Raw genomic sequence first — 15,009 nt, forward strand, 5'->3', positions numbered from 1 at the left:
CCTACTATGACCTCTGCTGACTTCTGTCTATTCGTTGTTACTACGATAGTTTTTATCGCTAGACAGACCTCCCCAGGTAAGGTGCGATAACCTTCCACTCATGTCACTGCCTCATTTACTAAATGGGATTCGTGCAGTATTGGACTTTGCTTTGTGTTGCAAGCTCGTCCGTCCCAATCCAGCCTCCATATGAGATTTCTGTTCGTCAGTGCGAGTATTTGCTTTCAGCTTCCTTCAGATTCCACCTCACGGTGGACACCCTTGCCTTCAGCTAACAGTTCCTACTGCCAAGCCTGTAGTGGACTTTCACCACCAAGTTATCGCCCATGCTGGGCGCACAACAAAAAACTGTGACAAATTCCTCGTCACAGTCCTTTTTAAGGGTTAATTTATAATAAATTTAATCGATTAGCAAGAATCGGAAAAACTGATGCCAAAAATTAGTCTGAAAGAATCTCCTGCGATTTTCGCTCAATCATAGCATCGATTTTTTTGCTAAATTTATTAGTCAAGTCTTGGATATCTTTTTCCAATAAGTGAAGATCGTCTTCTGTTAATTCGTTATTCTTCTCAGCTTCTTTGCTTTCAGCAATAGCATCCCTTCTAATATTTCGGATACTAACTTTAGCAGTTTCACCATATTTACTTATTTCCTTAGCTAGTTGCTCTCTTCTATCCTTAGTCAGTTGAGGTACAACCAAACGTATAACTTCACCGTCATTATTTGGCGTAATACCAATATCGCTTTGAAGAATCGCTTTTTCAATATCTTTAAGCGTATTGGGATCATAAGGAGAAATCAAGAGCATTCGTGGTTCTGGTGTTGAGACTGATGCAACTTGGTTAACGGGAGTTTTAACTCCGTAATAATCAACCAAAGTCCTATTCAATATGCTTGCATTTGCAACACCAGTTCTGACTAAACCAAGTTCTCTATTTAAAGCGTCAAGAGACTTATCCATATGCTGTTCTGCAGTTTTTAAAATAGTAGCCATTATTTATCCCTCCTAACTTTTGTTCCAATTTCTTCCCCTAATATAACCTTACGAATGTTACCTTCTTTGTTGAGATTGAACACGATCAATGGAATATTATTATCCATACTTAATGAGCTAGCAGTCGTATCCATAACTTGTAACCCTTTATTAATAATATCTAAATGTGTGAGTTCTGTAAACTTAATTGCATGACTATCAATTTTCGGATCAGCATTATAAATACCATCAACATTATTCTTCGCCATTAAAATGACATCAGCATCTATTTCAGCTGCTCTTAAGGCAGCGGTTGTATCTGTTGAAAAATAAGGACTACCGATTCCACCAGCAAAAATGACGACACGCTTCTTTTCCAAATGTCTGATAGCTTTTCTTCTGATATACGGTTCCGCAATTTGTCTCATATCAATAGCGGTTTGAACGCGTGTAGGGACACCAATATTCTCTAATGTATCTTGAAGTCCTAGTGCGTTCATTACAGTCGCTAGCATTCCCATGTAATCTGCTTGAGAACGTTCCATGCCCATTTCGGCACCAATTTTACCACGCCAGATATTTCCGCCACCGACTACAATTGCTATCTCAACGCCCAAATCATGAACATCTTTGATTTCTTTTACTATACCTTTGATTGTTTCGGGATTGATCCCAAAGCCATCTTGTCCTGCTAATGCTTCCCCACTCAACTTAAGCACTACTCGTTTATATTTAGGATCAACCATCATAATTTCCTTTCTCTATTTGAAAAAAAGGGATAACCTATTAGATTATCCCTCGATCAGTCATCAGACGATTACTTCTTAATTTGTCCCATAACTTCGTCAGCAAAGTTTTCTTGACGTTTTTCAATGCCTTCGCCTACTTCAAAGCGGACAAAATCTAATACCCTACCATCATGAGACGTAACATATTTACTTACAGTTACATCGGGATCTTTAACAAATGGTTGGTCATTCAATGATATTTCTGACAAGAACTTGTTCAAACGACCATGGATCATTTTTTCAACAATATTGGCTGGCTTGCCTTCATTCAAAGCTTGTTCAGTCAAAACTGTTTTTTCGTGTTCCAATTCTTCAGGAGAAACTTGTTCTCTTGAAATGTACTTAGGATTGATTGCAGCAACATGCATCGCAACATCTTTAGCAATATCATCATTCGCCCCTTCAAGCAGAACAATTACACTGATGCGTCCACCCATATGTGAGTACGCTCCAAAGTGTTGGCTATCTGTTTTGGAAAGGACTTTGAAACGACGTAAAGAGATTTTTTCTCCTATAACGGTTGTTGCTTCAGCAATCAAATCAGCTACTGACTTACCATCAACAGTCAATGCTAAAGCATCATCAAGCGTACTAGGGTCGTTATCAAGGATAGCATTAGCGATATCATCAACTAGTTTTAAGAATTTATCATTTTTAGCAACAAAGTCAGTTTCGGCGTTTACTTCTACGATAACAGCCTTATTTCCTTTTTCAACGATCTCAGTGATTCCTTCAGCGGCTATACGGTTACTTTTCTTAGCAGCTTTTGCCATACCCTTTTCTCGTAAGAAATCGACTGCCTTTTCGATGTCTCCTTCAACTTCAACTAAAGCTTTTTTAGCATCCATCATACCAACACCGGTCATATCTCTAAGTTCTTTTACCAATTTTGCAGAAATTTTAGACATTATTGATCCTCCTATTATTTTCAAAAAAAGTCGTCTCAACGATTGGAGTGGATATATAACTAGTGGTTATAAACCTCTAAAGTCCATCAAGAGACGACTAAATTCTATATAATTAATACTTATTATTTATTGTCGCCTTCAACTACTTTTACGATATCTTCTAATGATTTATCATCTTCAGTATCTTCTGGAGCTTCTTCTGCACCTTGTTTTCCTTCGATAATAGCATCAGCAATCGTACCAGTAATAAGTTTAACGGCACGAATGGCATCGTCATTTGAAGGGATAACAACATCAATCTCGTCTGGGTCGCAATTTGTATCGACCATAGCAACGATAGGAATGTTCAATTTGTGAGCTTCTTGGACAGCAATTCTTTCTTTGCGAGTATCAACGATAAAGAGAACATCTGGTAATCCAGGCATGTCTTTGATACCGCCTAAGAATTTTTCAAGTTTTTCACGTTCTTTATTTAATAGTCCAACTTCTTTTTTGGGAAGAACATCGAATGTACCGTCTTCTTCCATACGGTTGATGTCTTTCAAACGTTTGATTCTTTTTTGGATGGTGTTCCAGTTTGTAAGTGTTCCACCTAACCAACGATGATTAACATAATATTGACCAGAACGTTCTGCTTCTTCTTTAATAGCATCTTGGGCTTGTTTCTTAGTTCCTACAAACAAAACCTTGCCACCATCTGCTGCGATATCCCTAACATAGTTATAGGCATTATCGACTAATTTTACAGTTTTTTGTAAATCAATAATGTAGATTCCGTTACGTTCAGTAAAGATGTAACGAGACATTTTAGGATTCCACCGACGTGTTTGGTGTCCGAAATGAACCCCTGCTTCTAGTAATTGTTTCATTGAGATTACTGCCATAATATATTTTCCTCCATTTGGTTTTTTGCTTCCCAACTGTTCATACGCTTATCAGACTCTCACGAGCACCCTAATAGTCGTCCCAGTTAGTGCAGATTGGTCATAGACCGTCTATCATTATACAAAATTATGAATGTCTTAGCAAGGGGAAAGAAATGGAAATTTCGGTTAGGAGTAATTATTAACTGAAAATATCCAAGTTATAAACTAACGATAATCTCCTAACTCATTCAAAACACCCTATTAATTTGAGTGATTCTTAACAATAAAAGTGACTGCCAGATTAACTCATGCTTCAACAGGTGTTAAAAGAACAATTGTTTTAATTCATCAGGTGTTAACGATTTTGAGAGTGATTGTACTCTGGAACTGTCTTTAACGACCTCAGCTACTAGCTCACGTTTATGGTTTTGCAGACTACGGATTTTTGTTTCTATTGTCCCTTTGGCAATCAGTCGGTATGCTGTAACGTTTCTTGATTGGCCTATTCTATGGGCACGTGCCGCTGCTTGCTCTTCTACAGCTGGATTCCACCATAGATCCAACAAAATGACTCTGCTAGCAGCGGATAGATTCAAACCAGTGCCGCCAGCTTTGAGAGAAATCAAAAATATAGGTCTTTCCCCTTTGTTAAATCTATTGACCATTTTTTGTCTCACTTCTATGGGGGTTTTGCCATCAAGTAAAAAGGTACTATAGCCCTTTTGTTTTAAGAATTCGGCTAAATGAGGAAGCCCAGAAGCAAACTGACTGAAGATTAGCCATTGCTCTGTTGGATGCTTCATTAACAAATGTAGAATTTCATTATACTTTACGGACCCCATCTTCCACTCCTGGGTAACAAGACCAGGATGACAGCAAATTTGCCTTAACCGTGTCAGACCAGCAAGAATATTAAACCGGTTCTGGTTGATTTCAGTTTCTCCATATTGGCTTATTTCTTCTCGAATGGATTCTAATTGAGCTAAATAAAGCTTTTTTTGTTCAGGACACAAGTCTAGTAAGCAATCGACTTCAATCAATCCAGGTAGATTTTTCAAAACCTCTTTTTTCTCTCTTCTTAAAAAGAAAGGAGCGGATAATCGTTTGATTGTTTGGACTGATAAATGCTGAAAGTGAGCAAGGCTCGGAAAAAGGTCAGGTGCAACTAGAGACATGATACTCCAATATTCCACTAGATTGTTCTCTAGGGGGGTACCGCTCAAGGCGTAAATCGGAACAAATGTAAAATGTTCCAATATTTTATGTGTTTTACTCCTATAATTTTTGACATATTGAGCTTCATCTAATACCAAACTAGCCCACGGCAAATTGATTAAATCGTCTGAATCTTGGATAAAAGTACCATATGACATAATAAAAACACCCTTGTTAGGAATATCATCAAGCAATTGCTGACGATCATTTTTTGTGCCACGGTATCTGATTGTTGTGATATCAGGAGAAAATCGTTTAAACTCATTTAACCAATTATCTACCAATGATGCTGGACAGATAATCATCACAGGATGGTCCTCACGCCAAGACTTGTCTCCGTACTGTGTGGTTATAAGGGCAATCATTTGAATAGTTTTGCCTAGGCCCATCTCATCAGCAAGTATTCCACCTAAGTGCCAATAGTTTAAGCGTTTTAACCATTTGACACCGTCAGTTTGGTAGGGTTTCAAAAATTTACTAATAGTTGAATCAAGAGTAATATTAGCAGAATCTTGAGATTTAAAAACGTGTAAGAGGTCCTTGATATCACTTGAAAGTTTTAACTTGTCCTTCAATTGTTCGATAAGTGGCAGTTTAACCATCGATAATCGTGTATCATCTGTTAAGTCCTTCTTAGACAAATGAAGATTATTTGTCAAATCATCAATAGCTTCAATCGATTTTTTTTCAATCTGTAAAAAGTGACCCGTATTTGTTTCATAATATCGTCTACCAGACTTTATGGCCTGCAAAATATGGTCGACATCACTTTTTTCGATATTTGTTGTATCAAATGAAATTGATAGATAGTTTTGATGAGACGAGATGACTGGTGTTATTGAAACGCTTTTTTTGTCATACAAGTTTTGGTCATATGAAAACTCAAACTTTCTCAAAAACGGAATAACCTTATTCACTAGATGCCACCGATCATCAGGTGTATTCGAAGGGAAAACCAATTTATTATCTCTCCACATCCCTCCCAATGAAAGTGCCGTTTCGTGAAATTTCAGTTCATTATCACTACGCCAAATGACTAAGTCACTTGTTTGCTCATGAGACTTCAATATGGGAAGTGAAATTTCTTGGCCATACTCAAATATAACCCCTACTTCAAATTCGGTACTCAGTTGTCGACCAGATAAATCAATGACTAGTTTCTCGTTTGACTTAATTTCCTTTATGTTATCCATGATTTTGAAGAATAGTGGCAAAACAGCTTCTACGATGGAGCTTTTTTTCTCTCCGATAGTAATCAACTCATCCTTGGAGAATTGGATAATCTGTTGTGAGACGATTTGATAATTAATGATTGATAAACCCTTTAAGGCATCAGTAAGTTCCGGAGTCACACTGTAAATTGCAGTAGGTAAATCATTTTCAGTTATAATAATGACGTAATTAAAAGTATCCACCAGAAATGATTTCATTATCTTTAAAGAAGTGATCTCGTTTCCTACTAGTGAAACAAGCGGTAAGTGACTTAGCTTTTTGAATGAAAAATCATGAAGACAGCTAATCTCTTCTTCACTCATTCTTAAAAGGTCTATTATGCGGTCCAACTGGTGAGGCATGACTACAACAGAATTTTGATATTTTTTAAGTTGTTTAATACTCTGATTAATCGGTTGTCCAACTGTTAAATGCGCTAATTTCTTAAAAAACGAGACTTGTTTTTTTGGCGGTTGAACAGAAATGGGCAGATATTGATCGGTGAGTAATTTCTCTAACCAGTCTACAAAAGAAATATTGTGAGAGTTTTCATTTAAAAGAGGTGCTGATAAAATAAAATAATGTCCCTTATCCCCGCCAATAACTAGTTGTTCAAAGGCTAATATTAGATCTAAGCTCTTGTAACTTTGTCCCAAAAACGGTTGGTATCTCATTTTAACGGATAAGAGTTCATCCAAATTTGGCAAGGTTTTCTGTTGTTTAAATAGCGGATTTTTGTAACTATCCTTTTGCCATAATCTAGTACCTAGATGCTTTCTAAGATAGAGCTCTACAGCAACTGTATGGGGACAATAATGGTTTAAGTGCCATTCATGGCATTGACAACGGTCCTGTTCTTTCCCAGTCCCATCTAGAACAACGCGATAGTTTTTATCATCGATAACCTCTGCATACCAAAGAGGCTCATTGCGATCTGGATGAACATTAATGACCTTCCCGTCGTTTAACAATTTTTTGCCTTCATCTATAATTCGTGTTGGAATATTCCATTTCATCTATAGCGCCCCTTAATTTGCCAATAATACTCGAATTAAACGTTATATTCATCTTATTATTATAGCATATCTCAAATAGGAATAATAAAGTTGCCATAGTTATCGTTTTAAATTAAACTAGAGTTACTTTTACAGAAGGAGTATGTTGCATGTTTTTTAAAATTGTATTACTACTTGTTAAATGGCTTATTTGGCTTCTAAATGGTCGTATCCATATTGAAGGTAAAGAAAACATTCCTACTGATAGTGGCTATGTTATTGCGGCTCCTCACCATAGTTGGATGGACCCCGTAGCTATTGCGATTGCTTTTCAACCAACCCCACTTATATTTATGGCCAAAAAAGAATTATTCCAAAATCCTTTATTTGGCTGGTTTATCAAAAAGTTGGGTGCTTTCCCAGTCGACCGTGCCAAACCTGGCCCTAGTGTTATTAAATATCCGGTTAATGAGATCAAAAAAAATAAGAAGGCGCTGCTAATTTTCCCTAGTGGCACAAGACATTCGGAAAACTTAAAAAATGGAACAGGAACTATTGCACGCTTAGCAAAAACTCCAGTTGTACCTGCTGTTTATAACGGTCCTTTACAATTAAAGAACATTCTAAAAAGGCAAAAAATGATTGTGAGAATCGACAAACCGATTATTATTGATTCAAAAGAAAAATTAGCTGAATTTAATGATGTGTTAACAGCTTCTTATGAAAAAAATGATGTCAACTGGGACCTATTTAAAGATAAATAAAGCAACAGAAACAAGACCTTATGTTCCTTATACGGGATACGGGTTGTTTTTAAACAAAGAAATAGGCTATGGCAAAAAAACGTTGCCATAGCCTATTTCTTTTATCACTCATGATTGTTAGTTCATTTAAAATTTATGATTGTTAGTTCGTTTAAAATTCGTGATGAGATTGGATCTGATACATCTTGTAATAAATCCCCTCTTTAGCGATTAGTTCATCATGAGTTCCTCTTTCAACAATTTGACCGTGGTCTAGCACTAATATTTGATCAGCATCATTGATTGTTGACAAGCGGTGAGCGATAGCAATAGTAGTTCTACCCTTTCTCATCATCCTTAAACTTTTTTGAATAACAGCTTCAGTTTCCGTATCTATATTTGCGGTTGCTTCATCCATCACCAAAATTTTTGGCTTTCTAACAATCGTACGTGCAAATGATAGTAATTGCTTTTCGCCACTTGAATATCCTGTCCCTCTTTCGATGACTTTCGCATGGTATTGTTCATTCAGTCCTTCGATGAAATGTTCAGCATCGACAAATCTAGCGGCTTCTCTCACATCATTTTCAGAGATATTTCGATCTAATAACGCAATGTTATGATAAATATCCCCATAAAATAAAAATGAATCCTGCATCACAAGTCCCACTTTTGTTCTCAGTTCACTTAGAGGCAACTCTTTGATCGAATAGCCATCAATGGTGATTTCCCCTTCATCAAAATCATAAAAACGCATGAATAGATTAATAATGGAACTTTTACCTGATCCTGTATGACCAACTAAGGCAACTGTCTCGCCTGGATTTACCTTAAAGCTTATGTTTTTTAAGACTAAATTTTTTTGATCGTAAGCAAACGAAACATTTTTGAATTCAATGGCTCCTTCGGTAATTTTTGCTGAATTATTTATCAGTTGTTTAGGCGCTAATTCCGTATTATCCATTAAGTCTAATATACGGGAGGAGGATACTAAACCATCTTGATAGATACTCAGGTTACCCATAACCATTCTCATTGGACTGAAAAAATTACTGATGTAGGTAGTAAATGCGTAGATAATACCAATTTCAACGTGGTTACTTAACGCTCTATGACTGAACAAACTTAGTATAATGACTAATGCTAATGTTTGCAGCATATTGATTACAGGATTGAGTAATAATGAATTCATCCTTACCATACGTTTTCTATCAACAAAATAGGCATTATTGATTTTTTCAAATTCACGAGTCAACCTTTTTTCTTGATTAAACTGTTGTATAATGGCCATTCCAGAAATAGATTCATTTAATTGGCTGTTCAATTGACTTAGCCGTTCTCTCATTGTTCTATAGACAACTGAACTATAACGTTGATAAAACCAGATCAAAAACAACATTATGGGAATAAAAATCAAAAAGTAAAGTGAGATTTGAAAATTAAGTGCAAACATCGCTATCAGTACTGTAACCATTCCAAAACTACCCTCAATGATAGCTAAAAAGACGTTCCAAAAATCTCTGACCGTTTCAGTATCATTGGTTAAGCGTGATACAAGTGACCCTGCAGGGGTAGAATCAAAGAACTTCACTCCTAGCGTGTTTATTTTTGTAAACAGTGTATTTCGAATATGCTCAACAGTTTTTAAACTTGCTTTTGTAAACAAATAGCGTTCTAAGTATTGGAAAACCATTTTAAACAAGTTAGCACTCAAATAGGTTATTGCAAATAAGAGTGCGATGCGTACTGTTGCTTTTCCTGTACGAATATAATCATCCATGAATCTTTGGATAATCAGTGGCATGAGCATATTTGTCAATGCAAGCAAAAGGCTGAAGAGTAAACTGATACCAAAAGTTTTCTTAAAGGGAAAAGTATATCTGACAATCCTTTTTAGAATGGCAAAAGATTCTCCTGTTGTAAAATGAGGACGTTTTTCCATTTATAGTTGCCCCCCTTCAAGATGCTGCTCAAGCTTTTGTTTTTCATACATTCTATAATACCAACCTTGGTTTGCCATCAATTGGTCGTGAGTCCCGACTTCTTGGATGAGACCATTATCCAAGACTAAAATAAGATCAGCATCCATGACTGAACTCATTCTATGTGCAGAAATGATTGTAGACTTATTCTGACGGACATCTTTTAGGTTGCTTAGTATTTTCTGCTCAGTCTTAGCATCGACTGCCGATAAGGAATCATCCAGAATCAGTAATTCCGGATCAGTTACTAACGCTCTAGCAATCGATATTCTTTGTTTTTGTCCCCCCGACAGTGAGACACCTCTTTCTCCGACAAGCGTTTGGTAACCTTCTGGCAACTCAAGAATGTTTTCATCGATATCAGCTAGTTTAGCTGCATAACGAACTTTTTCTTCGGATAAAGTAGGATCTGCAAACTTAATATTTTCTGCTATTGTAGTAGAAAACAGAAAATTATCTTGCGGAACATATCCGATACTCTTGAGATAATAATCCATATCAAAATCACGGATTGAAACACCACCTACACGAATAGATCCAGTAAACTGATCATATTCCCGCAACAGCAACTTAAATAAAGTGGATTTCCCGGAACCTGTTTTTCCCACAATTCCGATAGTTTGGCCATTTTTTAAGTTAAAATCAATGTCTTTTAGTACAGCTTGTTGTGCATCAGGATAACAAAATCGATTAATTGCAATGTGCCAATCTGATGCAATACCGGATTTCTTCCCATTATCAGCTTTGTAAATATGGCTAGATTGATCAAACAGATTTACGATCCTATCATAACTTGCATTTCCCCGTTCTAATAGGTTATACAATTGGCCAACCGCTAACATTGGCCAAATCATCATGCCGACATAACTGATAAATGCCACCAACGATCCAATAGATAACTCATTATTAGTCACAAGCATACCACCCATAACAATAGTGATAGCGTAACTAATACCAGTGAATAAGTTGATATTGGGGTTAAACATTGCGTCATATTTAGTCACGCTCATGTTTGCTTTTACAACGTCATTAGTCACTCTTTTAAAGTCATCAATATCTAATGATTCCTCACCAAATGTTTTGATAACCCTAACCCCTGAGACACTTTCTTGAACTTTTGAGTTCATTGCTGAAAAACTGGCTTGTGCCCTTCGAAATCCTTGATGAATCTTATGTCCTATTTTTTGAGAACTGAGTATTAAAAATGGTAATGGTAACATGGCCACTAGAGTGAGACGCCAATCAACAAATAAAAACATTGATATTAGAGTCGCACCACCTGTAAAAAGAGAATCAGCTAAGGTTAGAATACCCTGGCCTGCGACTAAACGTATTGCATTGAGATCGTTTGTTGCATGGGCCATCAAATCTCCGGTTCGATGTTCTTGATAAAATTGAGCATCCATTTCCGTAAAATGTTTATAAAGTCTTTGACGTAAAATCTTCTCAAGTTTTGCTGATGTCCCAAATATCTTAACACGCCAATAGTAACGGAATAAGTATTGAAAAATACCACTGACACCTAGAATCGTTATAAATATAATGACCATATTAACCATCATATGGTCTGATGCAATCTCATCGACTACCTTCCCTATCAAATAAGGATTGAGCGTCTGGAGAATAGCAATTAAAAATAGCATAAAGACTCCAGAAATATAAGCTCTTTTTTCTTGTTTAAAAAACCATCCAAGTCGTTTGAAAATTGACAAAAAATCACTTCGTTTCTATGCTTGATTATAGTTTTTTCATTGGTAATTTAGTTGAAATAAACAATAAAGAAAGGATCGATTACAAAACCGATCCATCTTTTGATGTCTCATTCAATTTCAATAAAGTTTCGTTCTAATAGCTTAGGTCTACTTTATAGTTAATTAGCTTTTTTTGCTTGAGCTTTCATTGCAAGTGCCATTTGTTTGATTTTCTTTTCAGATGGTTTTTGACCCATTTGAATCATCATAGTTCTTAACATATTTTCATCGATCGGAGGGTTTTCTTGAAAATATTTAATCATATATCTTCTTGCTCCAAAAAAGCCAATTACGACCCCTAAAACCAATGCGATTACGATAAATAAAACCCAAAGTCCTGTATTCATGTTTTCCTCCAATAGTAAGCTGCACGATTAAGTGTTAAACATACATCATGCGGTTTTAAATTATTTTCCATATGCTTCAATGTAAGTTTTTACAATATTTTTTGTAGTGAATACAAAGTGTTCAACCACTTCTGGTCCCTTACCACTAGCACCAAATGTATCGATAGCAATTGATCTACCATCTAAGCCGACAATATCTCCCCACCCAAATGAACTTCCCATTTCGATAGAAACACGATTTCTGACCGTATCAGGTAACACAGAGGCAATATAATCACTAGATTGCTTCTTAAAGCGAGAATAACTAGGCAATGATACTACAGAAACGTCATACCCTTCTTCTTTTAAAGCCGTCTGTGCATCAATCGCTAAGGCAACCTCTGACCCTGTGGCAATTAGGATACCATGAGGTTCACCACTTTCGCTAGGACTTAAGACATAGCCACCCTTTTCGACACCATCATACGCCCATTTATCAGTATGTGGTAGAACTGGTAATCCTTGTCTTGACAATACCAATAATGTTGGATGGTCAGTTGCTTTCAACGCACAAAGCCATGCCGCATTGACTTCATTTCCATCAGCTGGTCTGATCACATCAAGATTAGGGGTAGCTCTAAAAGCAGCTAATTGTTCAATAGGTTCATGAGTTGGGCCATCTTCTCCAACAGCAACAGAATCATGTGTAAACACATAAATGTTTGGCACTTGACTGATGGCTGCAACTCTTATGGCAGCTTTTAAATAGTCACTAAATACAAAGAATGTACCGGCGTAAGTTTTTAATCCCCCATGAAGATTTATACCAGTAAGTGCAGCGCCCATAGCAAATTCACGAACACCAAACCAAATGTTTTTACCTGCATAATCTTCGGCAGAAAAATCAGACGAATTCTTATTCATTGTATTGTTTGAACTGGAAAGATCCGCTGATCCTCCCCAGAAATTAGGTAAGTTTTTGCCAATTTCTTGAATAGCGTTTTGGCTAGAGACACGACTTGCCAGTTCCTTATCATCTACATGATAAACAGGCAATTTACTTTCTAAATCATCAGGCAACTCTTGTCTTAGACTTGTCCTAAAGGCTTTCGCTAGCTCTGGATAGTTTTTTTCATAATCGTCGACTAGTTGTAACCATTCTAAGTATTCCTCGTGACCTGAGTGAATCATTAGCTTTTCAAAACGATGTTTTACCTCATCAGGTACAAAGAAGTCCTCATAAGACCAACCAAGTGCTTCTTTAGTTTTGATGATACCCTCTTCACCCAACGGACTACCATGAACCTTGTGTGTTCCAGCATTAGGAGACCCAAAACCGATTGTCGTCTTGACTTCAATCATAGTAGGTTTTGAAACCTCATTTTGAGCTTCCTCTATTGCATTAGCAATACTATCAAGATCATTACCATCTTCTACTCGCAGGTATTGCCACCCAATTGATTTGAACCGTCCTTCAATATCTTCATTGAAAGCTTTATCAAGAGGTCCATCTAAACTAATATCATTTGAATCATAAAGCATAATCAATTTTCCAAGTTTTAAGGTTCCGGCTAAACTACAAGCCTCGCTTGAAATACCTTCCATCAAATCACCATCACCACATAAGACAAAAGTATGATGATCAACGATTGGAAAGTCGGGTTTGTTATAGGTTGCAGCTAAATGTGCTTCTGCCATGGCAAAACCGACTGCGTTGGCTATTCCTTGCCCAAGTGGCCCTGTTGTTGCTTCCACACCGTCCGTATGTTTGACTTCTGGATGTCCTGGTGTGTTGCTATTTAATTGGCGAAAAGACTTGATATCGTCAATTGAAACCTTGTAACCAGATAAATGAAGTAAACTATATAATAAGGCAGACCCGTGTCCAGCAGATAAAACAAATCTATCTCTATTGAACCAATCAGGGTCCTTAGGGGAGACTTTCAAATATTTAGACCATAAAGTATAGGCCATTGGAGCGGCACCTAACGGCAATCCTGGGTGACCAGAATTGGCTGCTTGTACCATTTCAACACTTAATGAACGAACAGTATTGACAGCTAATTGATCAATCGTATCAAACATAAACAATCTCCTTTACTCTTCTAAATGTCTTTTATGAAGTTTTTTTGATTTTTGAATAGTTTTCAACTTATCTGGAGTGACATCATTGCCGACAGGATCTACTACCTTCAATCCCTCGATGTGTTTTCTCATTCCCTTGCGAAAAACAGCTAAATACTCTTCACGCAGGTCAGACTGCTCTTTTTTTTCAGCTTCAGTCAAACCTTCCTGCTTCTTTTTAGCGGCTAACGCATTGATTCGCTTCATTTTTGACTCTTCAAGCATCATATCACCTCAAATTCTATAACATACATAGTTTATTTTAGCACATCTCTTCATTAAAATGAAAATAAATAAATACGAACATTTGTTTGATTCCTGTTACCGTATATGCTAAAATGTAAACAAATCATTTGAAAGTGGTGATATTGTGGTAAAGGGACTGACAAATAGACAAATCAATATATTATCATATATATATGACGCTATCAAAACGAATGGATATCCCCCTACAGTGAGAGAAATATGCCAAGCAGTTGATTTGGCTTCAACTTCTACTGTACATGGTCATTTAGACCGTCTTGAACAAAAAGGTTACCTAGAAAGAGATAAAAGTAAGCCGAGGGCAATGGAGCTCACCAGCTTTGCGTTGAAGGCATTAGGAATCCAACCCGCTGCAATACCATTGATTGGAACTGTAACAGCAGGTGAACCTATTTTAGCAGTCGAAGATGCCACAGATTACTTCCCTACTCCACCAGAATTTATGAATGATACAACAGAATTATTCATGTTGACAATTCGGGGAGAAAGTATGATTAATGCGGGTATTTTTGATGGTGATCAAGTTATTATTCGCAAAACCAGTTCTGCCAAAAATGGTGATATTGTCATTGCAATGACCGACGAGGACGAAGCAACTTGCAAACGATTTTATCGCGAAAAAGGATATGTTCGTTTGCAACCAGAAAATGATACGATGGATCCTATCATTTTGGATAATGTTACTATTTTAGGTAAAGTCGTCGGACTTTATAGAAGTCACGTGTTTTAAAGCGACAAGTATTAATTATGGCTGGGCTCTATTGATATAAACCAAAATTCAATAAAGTTGAACCAAATGGAAAAGCACTAAAAAGGAGTTTATACTCACTTTTTAGTGCTTTTTAAAATACAGTTAATCAC

Annotated in this window: 12 protein-coding genes; 2 read left to right on the forward strand and 10 right to left on the reverse strand. The window is 36.7% G+C overall.

Translation table 11 applies throughout. The features are described 5' to 3' along the window. Window positions 1-440 precede the first annotated feature (440 nt). From frr to H541_RS12785, 5 genes are all read right to left on the reverse strand, one after another. The gene (gene frr / locus H541_RS0106160; RefSeq protein WP_022796449.1) at window positions 441-995 is read right to left on the reverse strand and encodes a ribosome recycling factor; all 555 of its coding nucleotides are present in this window, start codon (window positions 993-995) and stop codon (window positions 441-443) included. Next, window positions 995-1,720 (reverse strand): UMP kinase, encoded by a 726-nt coding sequence (gene pyrH, locus H541_RS0106165; RefSeq protein ID WP_022796450.1) that lies wholly within the window; start codon window positions 1,718-1,720, stop codon window positions 995-997. The genes frr and pyrH overlap by 1 nt, the downstream gene beginning before the upstream one ends. 71 nt (window positions 1,721-1,791) lie before the next feature. Continuing rightward, entirely contained in the window at window positions 1,792-2,670 is an 879-nt protein-coding gene (gene tsf / locus H541_RS0106170) for a translation elongation factor Ts (RefSeq protein ID WP_022796451.1), read from the reverse strand. 122 nt (window positions 2,671-2,792) lie between these two features. Further along, window positions 2,793-3,554, reverse strand: a complete 762-nt coding sequence (rpsB, locus tag H541_RS0106175) for a 30S ribosomal protein S2 (RefSeq protein WP_022796452.1) — start codon at window positions 3,552-3,554, stop codon at window positions 2,793-2,795. 305 nt (window positions 3,555-3,859) lie between these two features. Further along, window positions 3,860-6,979, reverse strand: a complete 3,120-nt coding sequence (locus H541_RS12785; protein ID WP_022796453.1) for an SNF2-related protein — start codon at window positions 6,977-6,979, stop codon at window positions 3,860-3,862. Window positions 6,980-7,128: 149 nt separating this feature from the next. Between H541_RS12785 and H541_RS0106185 the strand changes: the two genes are divergently transcribed. Next, window positions 7,129-7,722, forward strand: a complete 594-nt coding sequence (locus H541_RS0106185; protein WP_022796454.1) for a lysophospholipid acyltransferase family protein — start codon at window positions 7,129-7,131, stop codon at window positions 7,720-7,722. 151 nt (window positions 7,723-7,873) lie between these two features. Here H541_RS0106185 and H541_RS0106190 read toward each other — a convergent pair whose 3' ends face one another. The 5 genes from H541_RS0106190 to H541_RS0106210 form a co-directional block, all read right to left on the reverse strand. After that, on the reverse strand, window positions 7,874-9,643 hold the full coding sequence (locus H541_RS0106190; RefSeq protein WP_022796455.1) for an ABC transporter ATP-binding protein: 1,770 nt from the start codon (window positions 9,641-9,643) through the stop codon (window positions 7,874-7,876). Then, window positions 9,644-11,395 carry an ABC transporter ATP-binding protein gene (locus H541_RS0106195; RefSeq protein ID WP_022796456.1) on the reverse strand — a complete coding sequence of 584 codons (1,752 nt, stop codon included), beginning with the start codon at window positions 11,393-11,395 and terminating at the stop codon, window positions 9,644-9,646. It lies immediately after the preceding gene. A gap of 158 nt (window positions 11,396-11,553) precedes the next feature. Continuing rightward, window positions 11,554-11,781, reverse strand: a complete 228-nt coding sequence (locus H541_RS0106200; RefSeq protein WP_022796457.1) for a YneF family protein — start codon at window positions 11,779-11,781, stop codon at window positions 11,554-11,556. A 60-nt stretch (window positions 11,782-11,841) separates the two neighbouring features. Then, window positions 11,842-13,845 carry a transketolase gene (gene tkt, locus H541_RS0106205; protein ID WP_022796458.1) on the reverse strand — a complete coding sequence of 668 codons (2,004 nt, stop codon included), beginning with the start codon at window positions 13,843-13,845 and terminating at the stop codon, window positions 11,842-11,844. Window positions 13,846-13,857: 12 nt separating this feature from the next. Continuing rightward, the gene (locus H541_RS0106210; RefSeq protein ID WP_022796459.1) at window positions 13,858-14,109 is read right to left on the reverse strand and encodes a DUF896 domain-containing protein; all 252 of its coding nucleotides are present in this window, start codon (window positions 14,107-14,109) and stop codon (window positions 13,858-13,860) included. 145 nt (window positions 14,110-14,254) lie between these two features. Between H541_RS0106210 and lexA the strand changes: the two genes are divergently transcribed. Further along, window positions 14,255-14,878, forward strand: coding sequence for a transcriptional repressor LexA (gene lexA, locus H541_RS0106215; RefSeq protein ID WP_022796460.1), 624 nt, complete (start codon window positions 14,255-14,257; stop codon window positions 14,876-14,878). Window positions 14,879-15,009 lie beyond the last annotated feature (131 nt).

It is taken from the genome of Bavariicoccus seileri WCC 4188 (assembly GCF_000421665.1).
GTDB lineage: Bacteria > Bacillota > Bacilli > Lactobacillales > Aerococcaceae > Bavariicoccus > Bavariicoccus seileri.